We start from the raw sequence: 16,450 nt of genomic DNA, 5'->3' as shown, positions 1-16,450 counted from the left end.
AAGCATACCGGACCCCCATCTAGCAAGGGACCCTGCCCGCGACTATGATCACAACGTGCAGATTTTGAGCCTACTCGACCAGGGGTTGGTCGATTACACGCAGGTTGACGCGCTTCAGCGCTCCCTGCATGAGGAGGTCCTCGCCGGTGGCGAGGACACTCTCATCGTTTCTCAATTTACGCCTACGTGGACGGCGGGCCGCCACACAAAGCCTGAGGACATTCCTTCCACGACTGTTCCCGTGATTCGCACCGACCGCGCTGGTTCCGCGACGTGGCACGGCCCCGGACAAGTCGTCGTCTACCCCGTCGTTCGCCTGCGCGAGCCCGTCGACCTCGTGCAGTGGATCCGCGCTGTCGAGGCCTCAGTGATCGACACCGTACGGGAGGTCTGGGATCTGCCCGTCCACCGCGTCGAGGGCCGCGCGGGCGTGTGGCTCACCGAAGAGGGGTGCCGCGATCGCAAGATCTGCGCGATCGGCCTGAAGGTCGCGCGCGGAGCGACCCTGCACGGCATCGCCCTGAACGTCGATATCGACCCGGCCCACGCTTTCGAGGGCATCATCCCCTGCGGCCTCACAGACGCCGACGTGACCTCCCTGTCGTGGGAAGGCATCCACACAACCGTCTCCGACGCCGCATCCGAACTTCTCCCGCGCATGGTGGAGCACATCTCCCCGTGCCTGGCGACCACTCCCACTTCCGTTTCCTACACGACGAGGTCAACGCTATGAGCACCCTGCCCGATCCCGAAGGACGCAAGCTCCTGCGCATCGAGGTGCGTAACTCGCAAACTCCGATCGAGAAGAAGCCCGAGTGGATTCGCACGACCGCCAAGGCTGGCGAGAACTATCAGGACATGCGCTCACTCTCGCACGCGAAGGGCCTGCACACGGTGTGTGCCGAGGCCGGGTGCCCCAACATCTACGAGTGCTGGCAGGACCGCGAGGCGACCTTCCTGCTCGGCGGTGCACTGTGCACGCGCCGCTGCGACTTCTGCGATATCGCGACGGGCCGTCCCACTGAGTACGACAAGGACGAGCCGCGTCGTATCGCTGAGTCCGTGCGAGACCTTGACCTGCGCTACGTGACGATCACGGGCGTGACCCGAGACGATCTGCCCGACGGCGCAGCGTGGCTCTACGCCGAAACCTGCCGCCTCATCCACGAGCTCAATCCGGGCACTGGCGTGGAGCTCCTCGTGGACGACTTCCGCGGTCAGGCCGAGTCGATCGACATGGTCATCGAGGCAGGCCCGCAGGTCTTCGCGCACAACCTCGAGACGGTGCCACGCATCTTCAAGAAGATCCGCCCCGCCTTCAACTACGATCGCTCCCTCGCGATGATCAAGCGCGCCCACGACGGCGGCATGGTCACCAAGTCGAACCTCATCCTGGGCATGGGCGAGACGCGCGAGGAGATCAGCGCCGCCATGCGCGACTTGCACGCGTCGGGCTGCGACCTGCTGACCCTCACGCAGTACCTGCGTCCCTCTCCCCTGCACCACCCGATCGACCGCTGGGTCCACCCCGAGGAGTTCGTCGAGCTCGCAGCCGAGGCCGAGGAGCTGGGCTTCGCCGGCGTCATGGCAGGCCCTCTCGTGCGTTCTTCGTACCGCGCGGGTCTGCTGTGGGCTAAGGGCATGCGCGCCCGCGGCTTTGAGATCCCCGAGCAGCTGCGCCACATCGAAAACTCCGGGTCGACGCTGCAGGAGGCCGGCTCCGTCCTGGCGCGCTTGAAGGAGCGCTCGGAGCGTCACGCGGCGATGGCCGCGAAGGCCGCCTCGGCCTCGTGATCCCCGATTATTCGCCCGCGCGAGCGCTCCTCGCGGCGGCGCGCCGCCTTCCGAACCGGCTGTCCCTGGTGGACGCGGCGACCGGCGAGGAGTGGAGCGTGCGCGAGGCGGCAGACACCGTCGCTCGCCTCGCCGCTGCTTTCGACGCTGCTGGTATCGGAGAGGGAACGCGCATCGCGGTCATCGGGGCGAACTCTCCGTGGCACTACGTCGTCCACGTGGCGGCCTCGTGGCTACGCGCGGTGACGGTTCCACTGTCCCCGCGTATGCCCTCGGCTGCGCTCGCCTCGATGTGCGAGCAGGTGGGCGTCTCGTGGGTGTTTCTCGACGAGGCCTGCGCGCCCCATTCTCCCGCACTGACCGACGCGGGCGCACAGGTCGCGTCGTTCACGGATCTGGCGGCGTGGGTGGATCGCACGGCTCCCATCGAAACGGCTCCCGCGCGCTGCGGAACCGAGCTCGCCGCCATCTTGTTTACCTCTGGGTCCACAGGAAATCCTCGCCCCGTCGAACTCACGCACGAGGTCATGTGGTGGGGATCGACGAATTTCCGCGAGGGCTTCGATTACGCGCCGACGTCGTCCGTCGTGGGTGTGTGCGCGCCCGCGAGCCACATAGGAGGCTTCAACGGCACTTCGATGGACGTGTGGACTCACGGCGGAACCCTCGTGACGCTCGGTTTTCCGGGCTCCTTCGACGCGCGCGGCGTCATCGACGCGATCGAGCGCTACGGGATCACGATGATGTTCGCCGTACCCGCGATCGTCCGTGCAATCCTCGACGAGCATGAGCGCGCCGGCGGCGACCTGTCGTCGTGGATCCGTCCCCTCATCGGCGGCGACGCGATGACGGCGGACCTCGCGGATGCAATGCGAGCGGTCGGCCTGTCCCCCATTCACGTGTGGGGCATGACCGAGACCTCCGGTGCGGGCACGGTCGCGACTCCTGATTCCTTGGCGCCAGCCGGATCGCTGGGGGTTCCTTTCCCCTACGTGGACCTGCGCGTCATGGCCACCGACGAGCGCGAAGCAGCCGTCGATGAGATGGGCGAGATCTGGGTGCGCGGTCCGGGTGTCGTGAGCGGCGAGGAGTGGCTGCGCACCGGCGACCTGGCGACGCGAGACACGGACGGCTGGCTGCACATGGTGGGACGCGCCCACCGCATGATCAACACGGCCGGAGAGCTCGTCGCTCCCCCGACGGTCGAACGCGCCCTGCGCTCCCTCGACGAGGTGTCGGATGCGCTCGTCGTGGGACTGCCGGATGGGCGCTGGGGGCAGATCGTCGCGGCGCTTATCGTGCCTTCTGTGCAGGGCCGGGCCCAGGCCTCGTCCATAAGTGCTGATTCACTGTCCAATGCCCTGCGAGATTCCCTCGCTCCGTGGGAGAAGGTGCGTCGAGCCCTGGTCGTCGACGCGCTGCCGACCACGACGACGGGCAAGCCGGATCCGGTCGCGGCAGCACGCCTCTTCGACGCGTGAGGACATTGGGCCCTAGTGCGCCAGACCTCACAAAGTGCAAGCACCATATTTAGGTAAGATTAGCCTTGCTTAATTGAAGGAGAGTCTTATGTCCCGCCACCGCATTGTCATCATCGGTTCCGGCTTCGCAGGCCTGACAGCAGCTCGTCGACTGAAGAACGCCGACGCCGACATCACCATCCTGGCCCGTACTTCGCATCATCTCTTCCAGCCTCTGCTGTACCAGGTGGCCACGGGCATTCTCTCCGAGGGCGACATCGCCCCGACCACGCGCGAGATCCTGCGCGGCCAGAAGAACGTGACCGTCCTGCAGGCCCTCGTCGAGGAAATCGACGTCAAGACTCGCACTGTCAAGTGGCGCAACCACAACAAGCACGAGCGCACCGAATACGACACGCTGATCGTCGCGGCGGGTGCGGGCCAGTCCTACTTCGGCAACGACCACTTCGCGGTGTTCGCCCCCGGCATGAAGACCATCGACGACGCCCTCGAGCTGCGCGCGCGTATTTTCGGCGCCTTCGAGCTGGCCGAGATCGAGACCGACCCGACTGCGGTCGACAAGCTCCTGACCTTCGTCGTCGTGGGCGCCGGACCGACCGGCGTGGAGATGGCCGGACAGATCCGCGAGCTCGCCTCGCACACGCTCAAGGGCGAGTTCCGCAACATCGACCCGACCAAGGCGCGCGTCATCCTGGTGGACGGCGCAGAGCACCCCCTCCCCCCGTTCGGCGAGGAGCTCGGCCTCAAGACCGAAGAGGCCCTGGCCAAGCTTGGCGTCGAGATGAAGATGAACGCCTTCGTCACCGGCGTGGACTCCGAGGGAGTCACCCTCAAGTACAAGTCGGGCGAGGAAGAGCGGATCGAGTCCGTGTGCAAGGTGTGGGCCGCTGGCGTCGCGGCGAGCCCGCTGGGCCGCGCGCTGGGTGAGGCGACGGGTGCCGAGGTGGACCGTGCGGGGCGCGTCACCGTCAACAAGGACCTCACACTGCCGGGCCACCCCGAGATCTTCGTGCTCGGCGACATGATGGCCTTCCCGGGCGTCCCCGGCGTCGCACAGGGCGCGATCCAGTCCGCGCGCTTCGCCGCCGACACGATCGCCGCTCGCCTAGCGGGCCGCGCCCCCAAGACCACCGAGTTCGTCTACAACGACAAGGGCTCGATGGCGACCATCTCTCGTTTCCAGGCCGTCGTGAAGATGGGCAACAAGAAGCTGACCGGCTTCGTCGCCTGGGTGGCCTGGTGCTTCCTGCACCTGCTCTACATCGTCGGCTTCAAGTCCCAGGTGGGCACACTGGTCAGCTGGTTCTTCAGCTTCCTGTCCGGCGCACGCCCCCAGCGCACGACCACGAACCAGCAGCTGGTGGGCCGCCTGGCCCTGGAGCAGCTCGGCGCTGGCGCATCCGGCAAGCTTGTCGTCGGTGAAGACGTCGCCGAGGAGCGCGCTCAGGAGGACTGACGCGCGTCGCACGCACTGCTCCAAACAAACGCTGAGGGGCCGGAAGCTTTTGCTTCCGGCCCCTACCGTTTGTGGGCCCTACCGGGCTCGAACCGATGACCTTCTGGGTGTAAACCAGACGCTCTAGCCAACTGAGCTAAAGGCCCCACGCACGCGCCAATCTACCAGAACTGGCACGCACGGTCACATCCGAGGCTGAGCGTCACAGCACAGAACAGCGCTGGCCCGCCCAGGCCTCGTGAATGAAACTAGCGGCGCGACCGGGGACGCGCGGTCAGGCGCACGCCCGCCCAGTTATCCCCCAGCGCAGTCGACGTCGTCGCGTGCAGGCCCGCGATCTCCGCAGCCTCCTCCACGTCGCCCACGCGCACGGAGTTGGGGCGGCCCGGCTTGGGAATCAGCACCCAAATAAGCCCACCATCGTCCAGGTTCGACATCGCGTCCACGAGCACGTCCGCGAGGTCCTCTTCCTCGGCGTCGTCCGCGCGCCACCAGACGATCGCGCCGTCCACGACGTCCGCGTAATCGACGTCAACGAGCGGATGCCCCGTCTCCCCTTCAATCGCATCGCGCACGCGCTGATCGACGTCATCATCGACGTAGAACTCCTGCACGATCGCATCGGACGCAAAACCCAGGCTCACTGCCATCACGCAGCACCGCCCATCAACGAGCTGGCGCTCAGTGTCATATCAACGTTCACGCCTTCATCCTAGGGCATTGGAGCTACTCGAATGCAAGGGATGGACCACGATAAAAGACCCCTACGAGCACTGCCCCGTCTGAACTGGGGAATTACCCGAGGCTAGCCGCCCGCAGTCCGGTGATACGCACCTCATAGTCGATACGCAAGGCAAACACTCGCAAAGACACCCCAATAGTGGGACAATGGTCCCGATATGTGCGGTGTCGCCAGAGGACACCGCTCACGCACGCTGCGCAAGCAGCACCGAGTCAAGCGAGAAGGTACACCGTGAGCCAACTCCACGAGTCCCACCCCGTCGTCAACGGCCTGATTCCCCAGGTTCCCGACAACGACCCCCAGGAGACCGCCGAATGGGTTGAGTCCCTGTCCGGGCTCATCAACGAAAAGGGCGGCCCCCGCGCACGCTACATCCTGCTGCACATGCTGGACGAAGCGCGCCGCAACGGCGTTCAGCTCCCCCAGGAATACACGACCCCCTACGTCAACACCATCCCCGTTGACCAGGAGCCGTACTTCCCCGGCGACGAAGCCATGGAGCGCGAATACCGCCGCTGGATCCGCTGGAACGCCGCAGTCCAGGTGACGCGCGCCCAGCGCCCCGGCGTCAAGGTGGGCGGACACATCTCGTCCTACGCATCGGTTGCCACCCTCTACGAGGTCGGCCTCAACCACTTCTTCCGCGGCAAGGACCACCCGGGCGGCGGCGACCACGTGTTCTTCCAGGGACACGCCTCCCCCGGCCCCTACGCCCGCGCGTTCCTCGAGGGGCGTCTGTCCGAAGAGGAGATGGACGGCTTCCGTCAGCAGGTCTCCACGGAGCACGGCCTGCCCTCGTACCCGCACCCGCGCCAGCTCGATCACTTCTGGGAGTTCCCGACGGTCTCGCTCGGCCTGGGTCCCGCCGAGGCCATCTACCAGGCCTGGTTCGACCGCTACCTGCACATGAACGGCATCAAGGACACGTCGCAGCAGCACACGTGGGCCTTCATCGGCGACGGTGAGATGGACGAGCCCGAGTCCCGCGGCATGCTCCAGCTCGCCGCCCAGCAGCGCCTGGACAACCTGACCTTCGTCATCAACTGCAACCTGCAGCGTCTCGACGGCCCAGTGCGTGGTAACGGCAAGATCATCCAGGAGCTCGAGGCGTTCTTCAAGGGCGCCGGCTGGAACGTCATCAAGGTTATCTGGGGCCGCGGCTGGGACCAGCTGCTCGCCGCCGACAAGGACGACGCCCTCGTCCACGTCATGAACGAGACCCTGGACGGCGACTACCAGACCTTCCGCGCGAACGACGGCGCCTACGTGCGTGAGCACTTCTTCGGCCGCGACCCGCGCACCAAGGAAATGGTCAAGAACTGGACCGACGAGCAGCTCTGGGAGCTCAAGCGCGGCGGCCACGACTACCGCAAGGTCTACGCTGCCTACAAGGCCGCCATGGACCACACCGGCCAGCCGACCGTCGTTCTCGCGCACACCATTAAGGGCTACGCGCTGGGCACGCACTTCGCCGGCCGTAACTCGACGCACCAGATGAAGAAGCTGACGCTCGAGGACGCCAAGCAGCTGCGCGATCGCCTCCAGATCCCGATCACGGACGAGGAACTCGAGCGCGATCCCTACATGCCCCCGTACTACATGCCGCCGGCCGATCACCCGGCCCTGCAGTACATGAAGGAGCGCCGCGAGATCCTCGGCGGTTGGGTGCCCGAGCGCCGCGCCGACCGTCAGCCCAAGCTCCCCGAGCTGCCCACCCGCCCCTTCGAGGCGCTCTCGAAGGGCTCCGGCAAGCTCGAGGTCGCCACGACCATGGCCCTCGTGCGCCTCATCAAGGACCTGCTCAAGGACAAGGAGGTCGGCAAGTACTTCGTGCCGATCATCCCCGACGAGGCCCGCACCTTCGGTCTGGACGCGATCTTCCCCTCGGCGAAGATCTTCAACACGACCGGCCAGTCCTACACGCCCGTCGACGCGGACATGATGCTGTCCTACCGTGAGTCCGAGCAGGGCCGCATCCTGCACACGGGCATCACCGAGGCCGGCTCGGCCGCCGCGTTCCAGGTCGTCGGCACGGCGTACGCCACGCACGATCTGCCGATGGTGCCGATCTACATCTTCTACTCGATGTTCGGCTTCCAGCGCACCGGCGACCAGTTCTGGGCAGCAGGTGACCAGCTGACCAAGGGCTTTGTCATCGGCGCCACCGCGGGCCGCACCACGCTTGCAGGCGAGGGTCTGCAGCACATGGATGGCCACTCGCAGGTCCTGGCTGCCACCAACCACGCGTTCGTGTCCTACGACCCGGCCTACGCGTACGAAATCCGCCACATCATGGCGGACGGCCTGGAGCGCATGTACGGCGACGCGGACGGCCGCGATCCGAACGTCATGTACTACATCACCGTCTACAACGAGCCGATTCATCAGCCTGCGGAGCCGGAGAACGTCGACGTCGAGGGCATCATCAAGGGCATCTACAACATCGATGAGCACCAGAACTTCGGTGGCCCCAAGGCTCAGCTGCTTGCCTCCGGCGTCGGCGTGCCGTGGGCGCGCGAGGCCCGCGAGCTGCTGGCCCGCGACTGGGGCGTGGATGCCGCCGTATGGTCCGTGACCTCGTGGAACGAGCTGCGCCGCGACGGCCTGGATGCCGAGGAGCACAACTTCCTGCACCCGTCCGAGCCCCGCCGCACGCCCTACGTGTCGACGAAGCTCGCGGGTCGCGAGGGCCCGTTCGTGGCCTCCTCCGACTTCGACCGCATGCTGCCTGACCAGATCCGTCAGTGGATCCCCGGCGACTACCACGTGCTCGGCGCGGATGGCTTCGGCTTCTCCGACACCCGTCGCGCCGCCCGCCGCTGGTACCACATCGACGCCGAGTCGATGGTCGTGCGCACGCTGGCTGCCCTCGCCGACAAGGGCCAGGTTGACCCGTCGGTCGTCCAGCAGGCGATCGACAAGTACGAGCTCTTCAACTACGCGATCCAGGGCAACGACCACGCTGGCGAGGAGTGATCGTCGCTAGGCCCGCGCTCCTCCATCGCGGCGCCCAGCGGTCATGAGAACGAGGCCGGGGAGCCCCACGCGGGGTCCCCGGCCTCGTCGTTTGCGCCAAGCAATGGGATCGGCACTGCCTGCCCGCCCTATCCGGCAGACAATAGACCCATGCACGTTCCCTACGAAACCGAGAAGTTCTACTACGGCTTCCCCGTCTACATCCTGGCCTACCCGGACGAGTCCGTCGGCGTCGGCATCACCACGGGTTCCTCGTCATACTCGCTGGGGCAGATGGTCATGATCGGCTGCGACTCCACCACGCATGCTGCCCGTTCGATCAAGCGCTCGGGAGTTTGCTCGCTCAACCTTTTCGGGCCCGAGGCCATGGGCCTCTTCGAGTATGCGGGCACCGTCTCTGGTGGGAATAAACTTGGCGATGCCCACGTGGCATCAAGCAACTATGACGGCGTCCCCATCCTCGACGACTCCCAGATGAGCCTCGTTTGCCGCGTCCTGGAGGCAACGGAGGACGGCACCTACACGCACTTCCGCTGCGAGATCACCCAGCGCCTGGTCAACCCGTCACTCATCGACGAGCAGGGCCGTTTCCGCTACGAGGATCTGCAGACCGTCGAATACGTCGGAGACGCGCGCAGGCGCATCTACCGCTACTTCTCGGACCGTGTGGAGCGTTTTGGCACTTTCGTGCGTTCCTTCAAGGAGTCTCTCCTCCCCTAGCGATGCCACGTACCAACAACAAAGGCCGGGGACCCACGCAGGATCCCCGGCCTCGTCTGTACGTAGAGGCTACTCAGCTCTCGTCGGTGCCCGCGTACTTCGGGTGCGCGAGGTTCTCCGGCGACAGGATGCGCTCGACCTCCTCCTCCGAGAGGAGCTCCATCTCGTGGATGACCTCGCGGACGGTCTTGCCTTCAGCGGCGGCGCGCTTACCGACGACGTCGCCCAGGTGGTGACCGATCACGTCATTAAAGTAGGTGACGATACCGATGGAGTTCTCGACGTAGTGACGGCACACGTCGGGGTTCGCGGTGATTCCGGTGATGCAGCGGTCCCGCAGCGTATCGCATGCGTTGACGAGCAGGTTGATGGACTCGATGAGCGCCTGTGCGATGACGGGCTCCATGACGTTGAGCTGGAGCTGACCGGCCTCGGCGGCCATGGTGACGGTCTGGTCGTTGCCGATGACCTTGAAGCAGACCTGGTTCACGACCTCGGGGATGACGGGGTTGACCTTGGCGGGCATGATCGATGAGCCTGCAGCCATCTTCGGCAGGTTGATCTCGTTGAGGCCGGCGCGCGGCCCGGAAGCCAGCAGGCGCAGGTCGTTGCAGATCTTGGACAGCTTGACGGCGCTGCGCTTGATCGTGGCGTGCATGGACACGTAGGCGCCCGTATCCGACGTTGCTTCGAGGAGGTTCGGGGAGCCGACGACGCGCGCCCCCGTGATACGGCGCAGGTGGCGCACGACGACCTGCTGGTAGCCGTCCGGGGTGTTCAGGCCGGTGCCGATGGCGGTTGCGCCAAGGTTCGTCTCCAAGAGCAGTTCGGCGTTGTTGACGAGGCGTTCATCCTCCTCGCGCAGAGTGTGCGCGAAGGCGGAAAACTCGCTGCCGAGAGACATCGGGACGGCGTCCTGCAGCTGCGTGCGACCCATCGTGAGAATGTGGCGGAACTCAGCACCCTTCTCATCGAAGGAGTCGGCGAGCTCGTCGATCGCCTTGCGCAGGCGGTTCACCTTGCGCCACAGGGCGATACGGAAGGCCGTCGGGTACGCGTCGTTCGTCGACTGGGAGCGGTTGACGTGATCGTTGGGGTTGATGATGTCGTAGCGGCCCTTCTCCTCCCCCAGGATCTCGAGTGCCAGGTTCGCGATGACCTCGTTCGCATTCATGTTGACGGAGGTACCGGCACCGCCCTGGAACTGGTCGACGGGGAACTGGTCCATGCAGCGGCCGTTTTCGATGATCTCGTCGCACGCAGCGATGATCGCCTCAGCCTTGGCCGGCTTCATCGCCTTCAGCTGCATGTTCGCCATGGCGCACGCCTTCTTCACCTGCGCAAACGCGCGGATGAGTTCGGGGGCTTCATTGATGGTGCGACCCGAGATCTGATAGTTCTCGATAGCTCGCAGCGTATGAATGCCCCAGTACGCGTCCTCGGGTACTTCGCGGGTGCCGAGCAGATCTTCTTCGGTGCGGGTCAACGTTGTTCCTTCCGTCAGTTCACCTGCCGGGTCTTTCCGGCGGCTGCGCCTCCATGGTAGGCCCTGTAGGCCCGAAATTCCGGCACTTTACGAACATTGGAAGCGTCGTTGAAGCTCCGCTGGCGCGGCCTTTCGCTAGTGATTGGACGCGGCGTCAGAAACGGCGTCAAGAAGGTCAGCGAGCGTCACCCACTGCTCAATCTGAGAGTCATTCAGCGTCACCTTCGCCTCGCGCTCCACGCGCGCGACGACGGCGTAGAGGGACACGTCGTCCATGTCGAGATCGCCGCGCAGCGTGAGCTCTCCGCGCGCGCCGGCGGGGTCGAGGTCCGCCTCGTCGAGAACTGCCTCCATCGCGGCCTGGCGGGCGCGGTCCTGGGCAGTCTCAACGGCGCTCTCGGACGAGGCAGGGGCCGCGTCGGGCGCCTCGTCGGACGCATCGGGGTCGACCAGCTGCGCTAAGCCTGCACGCAGCTGGTCACCGAGCAGGTCGGCGATGGAGCCCATCAGCCGACCCGGTTATTGAGCCAGCGCACGGGTGCACCTGCACCCGCGTGGCGGAAGGATTCCAGTTCATCGTCCCAGGCCTGGCCAAGAGCCAGGTCGAGACCCTCGCGCAGCTCCTCGTACGTCGTGGCGGACTCCAGGGCCGCACGGATGCGATCCTCGGGAACGACGACGTTGCCGATGGTGTCCATCTGGGAGTGGAAGATACCGAGGGAGGGCGTGTGGCACCAGCGGCCACCGTCGCTCGAGGCCGTGGCCTCCTCCGTGACCTCGTAACGCAGGTGCTCCCAACCGCGCAGAGCGGACGCCAAACGGGCGCCCGAGCCGATCGGTCCGACCCACGAGAACTCGCAGCGAACCATGCCCGGCGCCGCTTCCTGGTCCGACCACTGGAGGTGAACCTCCTGGCCGAGCGCGGTGCCCAGCGCCCACTCGATGTGCGGGCACAGAGCAGGCGGTGTTGAGTGCACGAAAAGTACACCGCGGGTGTATGACCCTCTCATTGTTCCTCCTGTTGGCTTTGTCAGGATCGTCTTCCCCTACGCCCTAAACTGCCGTGAGTCGCAATGATCTGCGCCGAGACGGCGCACACGATGTGGTTACAGAATAGTCGAACGCGCCGGGGAATGCACTCCATTCCCCGGCGCGTCCATGCCTCTGCGAGGCCAGATGCTCAGAAGCCAGCGTTGCGGATGTCGCGCAGCGCCTTCTTGCGGGTCGCCCGATCGAGACGGTCGATGTAGATGTGGCCATCCAGGTGGTCGCACTCGTGCTGGATGCAGCGCGCCATGAGCTCCTCACCCTCGACGACGACCTTCTTGCCATCCAGGTCGGTGCCCTCGCAGCGCGCATACCAGGCGCGCTCAGTCGGGTACCACAGCTCGGGAACAGACAGACAGCCCTCGTCGCCGTCCTGGTACTCATCCTCGCTCAGAGCGACGATGCGAGGGTTCAGCACGTAGCCGATCTCGCCGTCGATGTTCCAGGAGAAGGCGCGCAGGCTGACGCCGATCTGGTTCGCGGCCAGGCCGGCGCGGCCCTCCATGTCGACGCCCTCGAGCAGGTCCTCGACGAGCGCCTTCACGTTCGGCGTGATCTCCGTGATCGGATCGCAGACGGTACGCAGGACCGGGTCGCCGATGATGCGGATGGGACGAATAGCCATGTCACTCCCCCTTCAGGGCAGCTGCGTGAAGCTCGCGCAGGCGCGCGACAGCTTCCTCGACGGGCACGACGATGGTCTCGCCGGTGGCACGCACGCGGATCTCCACCTCGCCGTCGGCCAGAGAACGACCGACGACCAGGCCGAAGGGCACGCCCACGAGCTCGTAGTCCTTGAACTTGACACCGGCGCTCACCTTGCGGCGATCGTCGACGAGAACATCCAGGCCGGCCGCATCGAGCTGCTCGCCCAGAGACTGCGCGGTCTCGAAGACATCGTCGCCCTTGCCGGTAGCCAGGACATGCACGTCGAAGGGAGCAATCTGCGCGGGCCAGCTCAGGCCCTTGTCGTCGCAGTTGGCCTCGGCCAGGGCTGCCATGACGCGGGTAACGCCAATGCCGTAGGAGCCCATGGTGACGACCTGGGTCTTGCCATTCTCGTCGAGGACGGTCAGGCCCAGGGCCTTGGCGTACTTGCGGCCCAGCTGGAAGATGTGGCCGATCTCGATGCCGCGCTCCAGGTGGAGGGGGCCCGAGCCGTCGGGAGCCAGGTCGCCCTCGCGCACCTCGGCGGCCTCGATCGTGCCGTCGGCGGTGAAGTCGCGACCCATGACGAGGTTCAGGACGTGACGCTGCTCGGCGTTTGCACCCGTCACCCAGGCGGTGCCCTCGACGACGCGCGGGTCCACCAGGTAGCGCACGGAACCGGAGGCGTTGCCTTCCTCGTCCACGACGCGCTTCGGGGAGTTCGGTCCGAGAACCGTGGGGCCGATGTAGCCGCGCACCAGCTCGGGGTGCGGCTCGAAGTCGGAATCCGAGGCCATCTCGACCTCGGCGGGGGCCACGGCGGCCTCCAGGCGCTTCATGTCGACATCGCGGTCACCGGGCACGCCCACGACGAGGAGCTCGCGCTCACCATCCGGGTGCGTCAGCGTCACGACGACGTTCTTCAGCGTGTCGGCGGCGGTCCAGGGGCGATCCTCGCGCGGGTACTGATCGTTGAGCAGATCAACAAGCGACTCGATGGTCGGAGCGTCGGGGGTCGGAACCTCAAGAGGCGCGGGCACACCGGACGCGTCCTGGGCCTCGGGCACGGGGGTCGTCACGGCCTCGGCGTTGGCGGCGTAGCCACCCGGGGACGCCACGAAGGTGTCCTCACCGATCGGCGAGGGATGCAGGAACTCCTCGGAGCGGGAGCCACCCATCGCGCCGCTCATCGCGGACACAATGACGTAGCGCAGGCCCAGGCGCTGGAAGATGCGCTCGTAGGTGTCACGCTCAGCCTGGTAGGAGGCGTTCAGACCCTCGTCGTCGATGTCGAAGGAGTAGGCGTCCTTCATGACGAACTCGCGGCCGCGGATCAGACCGGCGCGCGGGCGGGCCTCGTCACGGTACTTCGTCTGAATCTGGTACAGCGTGGCGGGCAGGTCCTTGTACGAGGAGTACATATCCTTCACCAGCAGGGTGAACATTTCCTCGTGCGTGGGGGCCAGCAGGTAGTCGCCGCCCTTACGGTCATTGAGCTTGAACAGCGTCGGACCGTACTCTTCCCAACGGTTGGTAGCCTTGTAGGGCTCGGCGGGGATCAGGCCCGGGAAGTGAACTTCCTGAGCGCCCATCGCATCCATCTCCTCGCGGACGATGTCCTCGATCTTGCGCAGCGTGCGCAGGCCGAGAGGCAGCCACGTGTAGATGCCGGGGGCGGAGCGGCGGATGTAGCCGGCACGCACCAGAAGCTTGTGCGAATTGACCTCGGCGTCGGCCGGGTCTTCACGGAGGGTTCGCAGGAAGAAAGTCGAGAGATTTCGAAGCATGCTCCAAGAGTACGGCACGCGAAGGCCCTGGGGCCACTGGCACAGCCGTGGAGCCTCTCATCGAGGCGTTGGCGAACCCCTCAGATGACCGCGCGGGCACCGAGCTCGCGCTCACGGGCACCCGGGTGCGAGGCGTAGTAGCGGCGAGCCATCCAACCCGGGTACGCCCACGCGGGAAGGCCCCCCAGGTACAGGGCGCGCACGGCGACGCCGACCATCGCAGCAAGGACGAGCGCGATAAGCATGCAGGTGCCTGCCGTAGCGAAGCCGGAGGCTTCACGGGCCACAAGATCGCCCGTCAGGAACCACAGGAGGGAGAGGAAAGGCATGAGGGGCCACACGAGCGCCGACATCTCACCAGCCGCGCTGCCACCGCCGATCTCCAGACGCACCGACATACGTCGGGCGCTCGCGCCGAAACCGAGCCACGCCCACGCCCACACGGATGCGATGACGAGACCGACCAGTGCGATGACGGCGGTGGAGTTGGACACAGCGTCCCCCTTCGGACAATGCAACATCCCCGTTGGCGTTGCGTACAGGCCGATACTACAACACCAACGGGGAGTAATGTCCAACCGAAACGGCGGGAACGAGACTAATCAGGCATCAATGAGCCCGCCGACGCATGCATCGCGCAGATCGCGCAGCATCGACAGCGAGGACAGCGACTCGGCCGCGACACCGGCCCACGCGAGCACGCGGTCGCGTCCCTGCGCCTCGTGACGTTCACGGATGTGCAGGAGCGTGCGCGAGGGAGACAGCGGCAGCAGAGCGATGACACAGGTTCCCGAGGCATCGGCGCCTTCCGGGGCAGCCGGCGGCGCAACGCGCATAAGGATATGGTCCTCGTCCTCAATATCAATGATCGTCGACTCATCCTCCGGCTCGAACACGTGGCCGAGGACATCCCACACGACGGACGCGGGCGCGTCGATCGCGATACCGCGATCTACCACGACGTTCGCGCCGGGCAGGATGAGATCTCCCGGCAGCGACACGTCCGCCTGCGAGGCCGTCAGGCCGATGCGACGAGGAAAGCCGGTAGCCGCAACGGCGCATGCGCCGGCGACGAGGGACAGAGCGGCAAGAGTGCGAATACGCATGCGATAGTCCTTATCAACAACTCAGAAGTCGATGCCCGGGAGCTTGACATCCGGGGCGGTGATCGGGGCAACCTCGACGCTGCCGGAACCGGGCTCCAGGCCCAGCTCCTCGGCGAGGGCGTTCGCGCGCCGGATCAGGGTCTCGACGATCTGGTCCTCGGGAACGGTCTCGACGACCTCGCCGCGAATGAAGATCTGGCCCTTGCCGTTGCCGGAGGCGACACCCAGGTCGGCCTCGCGAGCCTCGCCCGGGCCGTTGACGACGCAGCCCATCACGGCCACGCGCAGCGGGACCGTCAGGTCCTTCAGGCCCTCGGTGACGTCCTCGGCGAGCGTCCATACGTCCACCTGGGCGCGGCCGCACGACGGGCACGAGACGATCTCGAGAGTCTTCTCGCGCAGACCCATGAATTCCAGCATCTTCGTGCCCACCTTGATCTCCTCAACGGGAGGAGCGGACAGGGAGACACGGATCGTGTCACCAATGCCCTCGGCAAGAAGCACCGAGAAAGCGGACACGGATTTAATCGTGCCCTGGAAGGCGGGGCCCGCCTCGGTGACGCCCAGGTGCAGGGGCCAGTCCCCCGCCTCGGACAGCATGCGGTAGGCCTGGATCATGGTGAGCACGTCGTGGTGCTTGACCGAGATCTTGAAGTCGTGGAAGTCGTTCTCCTCGAACAGGGAGGCTTCCCAGATCGCGGACTCGACGAGGGCCTCGGGCGTGGCACGGCCATACTTCTTGAGGAGTCGAGGATCGAGCGATCCTGCGTTCACGCCGATACGCAGCGACACGCCGTGATCGGACGCGGCCTTGCAGATGTCCTTCACCTGGTCATCGAACTTGCGGATATTGCCCGGGTTCACGCGCACGGCACCACAGCCGGCCTCGATCGCCTGGAACACGTACTTCGGCTTGAAGTGAATGTCAGCGATCACCGGGATACGCGACTGCTTCGCGATGATCGGCAGCGCGTCCGCGTCCTTATCCGTCGGGCAGGCGACACGAACGATGTCGCAGCCCGCGGCCGTCAGCTCGGCGATCTGCTGGAGGGTCGCACCGATGTCGTGCGTCTTCGTCGTCGTCATGGACTGGACGGAGACCCGCGCGCCACCGCCCACGGGAACGTCGCCCACCATGATGCGACGCGTCTGCTTGCGCGGGAACGGCGACGCCGCGGCTTCGGGCATACCAAGATTGATTTCACTC

At 65.9% G+C, this 16,450-nt stretch carries 15 protein-coding genes and 1 tRNA gene; 6 read left to right on the top strand and 10 right to left on the bottom strand.

The window, feature by feature from the left end; translation table 11 throughout:
• Nucleotides 1-55: 55 nt before the first annotated feature.
• The 4 genes from lipB to FBF35_RS04810 all read left to right on the top strand — a co-directional run bounded on the left by lipB (nucleotide 56) and on the right by FBF35_RS04810 (nucleotide 4,731).
• On the top strand, nucleotides 56-733 hold the full coding sequence (gene lipB / locus FBF35_RS04825; protein WP_060567129.1) for a lipoyl(octanoyl) transferase LipB: 678 nt from the start codon (nucleotides 56-58) through the stop codon (nucleotides 731-733).
• Entirely contained in the window at nucleotides 730-1,794 is a 1,065-nt protein-coding gene (lipA, locus tag FBF35_RS04820) for a lipoyl synthase (protein ID WP_060567128.1), read from the top strand. The genes lipB and lipA overlap by 4 nt, the downstream gene beginning before the upstream one ends.
• Nucleotides 1,791-3,275: a class I adenylate-forming enzyme family protein gene (locus FBF35_RS04815; RefSeq protein WP_060567126.1), complete on the top strand. Its 1,485-nt coding sequence runs from the start codon at nucleotides 1,791-1,793 to the stop codon at nucleotides 3,273-3,275. The genes lipA and FBF35_RS04815 overlap by 4 nt, the downstream gene beginning before the upstream one ends.
• 88 nt (nucleotides 3,276-3,363) lie before the next feature.
• Nucleotides 3,364-4,731 carry an NAD(P)/FAD-dependent oxidoreductase gene (locus FBF35_RS04810; protein WP_060567123.1) on the top strand — a complete coding sequence of 456 codons (1,368 nt, stop codon included), beginning with the start codon at nucleotides 3,364-3,366 and terminating at the stop codon, nucleotides 4,729-4,731.
• A 72-nt stretch (nucleotides 4,732-4,803) separates the two neighbouring features.
• On the opposite strand, the gene FBF35_RS04805 is transcribed toward FBF35_RS04810, so the two are convergent.
• Nucleotides 4,804-4,877, bottom strand: a tRNA-Val gene (locus tag FBF35_RS04805).
• 102 nt (nucleotides 4,878-4,979) lie between these two features.
• Complete coding sequence (locus FBF35_RS04800) at nucleotides 4,980-5,381, bottom strand: DUF3052 family protein (protein WP_060567121.1); 402 nt, start codon at nucleotides 5,379-5,381, stop codon at nucleotides 4,980-4,982.
• Nucleotides 5,382-5,704: 323 nt separating this feature from the next.
• Between FBF35_RS04800 and aceE the strand changes: the two genes are divergently transcribed.
• Together aceE and FBF35_RS04790 are read left to right on the top strand one after the other, a co-directional pair.
• Entirely contained in the window at nucleotides 5,705-8,449 is a 2,745-nt protein-coding gene (gene aceE / locus FBF35_RS04795) for a pyruvate dehydrogenase (acetyl-transferring), homodimeric type (protein ID WP_060567120.1), read from the top strand.
• Between the two features lie 150 nt (nucleotides 8,450-8,599).
• On the top strand, nucleotides 8,600-9,169 hold the full coding sequence (locus tag FBF35_RS04790) for a flavin reductase (RefSeq protein ID WP_060567118.1): 570 nt from the start codon (nucleotides 8,600-8,602) through the stop codon (nucleotides 9,167-9,169).
• A gap of 73 nt (nucleotides 9,170-9,242) precedes the next feature.
• On the opposite strand, the gene aspA is transcribed toward FBF35_RS04790, so the two are convergent.
• The 8 genes from aspA to ispG form a co-directional block, all read right to left on the bottom strand.
• The gene (gene aspA / locus FBF35_RS04785; RefSeq protein WP_060567116.1) at nucleotides 9,243-10,655 is read right to left on the bottom strand and encodes an aspartate ammonia-lyase; all 1,413 of its coding nucleotides are present in this window, start codon (nucleotides 10,653-10,655) and stop codon (nucleotides 9,243-9,245) included.
• Between the two features lie 135 nt (nucleotides 10,656-10,790).
• Complete coding sequence (locus FBF35_RS04780) at nucleotides 10,791-11,162, bottom strand: acyl carrier protein (protein WP_060567114.1); 372 nt, start codon at nucleotides 11,160-11,162, stop codon at nucleotides 10,791-10,793.
• Nucleotides 11,162-11,665, bottom strand: coding sequence for a DUF3145 domain-containing protein (locus FBF35_RS04775; RefSeq protein ID WP_003792798.1), 504 nt, complete (start codon nucleotides 11,663-11,665; stop codon nucleotides 11,162-11,164). The genes FBF35_RS04780 and FBF35_RS04775 overlap by 1 nt, the downstream gene beginning before the upstream one ends.
• Nucleotides 11,666-11,835: 170 nt before the next feature.
• A complete protein-coding gene (def, locus tag FBF35_RS04770) occupies nucleotides 11,836-12,327 on the bottom strand; it encodes a peptide deformylase (RefSeq protein ID WP_060567112.1) in 492 nt (163 codons plus the stop codon).
• Between the two features lies 1 nt (nucleotide 12,328).
• The gene (locus FBF35_RS04765) at nucleotides 12,329-14,137 is read right to left on the bottom strand and encodes a proline--tRNA ligase (protein WP_060567110.1); all 1,809 of its coding nucleotides are present in this window, start codon (nucleotides 14,135-14,137) and stop codon (nucleotides 12,329-12,331) included.
• An 80-nt stretch (nucleotides 14,138-14,217) separates the two neighbouring features.
• On the bottom strand, nucleotides 14,218-14,658 hold the full coding sequence (locus tag FBF35_RS04760; protein WP_060567108.1) for a hypothetical protein: 441 nt from the start codon (nucleotides 14,656-14,658) through the stop codon (nucleotides 14,218-14,220).
• A gap of 81 nt (nucleotides 14,659-14,739) precedes the next feature.
• Nucleotides 14,740-15,243, bottom strand: a complete 504-nt coding sequence (locus FBF35_RS04755; RefSeq protein WP_060567106.1) for a hypothetical protein — start codon at nucleotides 15,241-15,243, stop codon at nucleotides 14,740-14,742.
• A 21-nt stretch (nucleotides 15,244-15,264) separates the two neighbouring features.
• Nucleotides 15,265-16,431 carry a flavodoxin-dependent (E)-4-hydroxy-3-methylbut-2-enyl-diphosphate synthase gene (gene ispG, locus FBF35_RS04750; RefSeq protein ID WP_060567206.1) on the bottom strand — a complete coding sequence of 389 codons (1,167 nt, stop codon included), beginning with the start codon at nucleotides 16,429-16,431 and terminating at the stop codon, nucleotides 15,265-15,267.
• Between the last annotated feature and the right edge of the window lie 19 nt (nucleotides 16,432-16,450).

This window comes from Schaalia odontolytica (assembly GCF_005696695.1).
GTDB lineage: Bacteria > Actinomycetota > Actinomycetes > Actinomycetales > Actinomycetaceae > Pauljensenia > Pauljensenia odontolytica_C.
The sequence above is the reverse complement of the archived record's forward strand: the minus strand, read 5'-3'. Positions and strand labels throughout refer to the sequence as shown.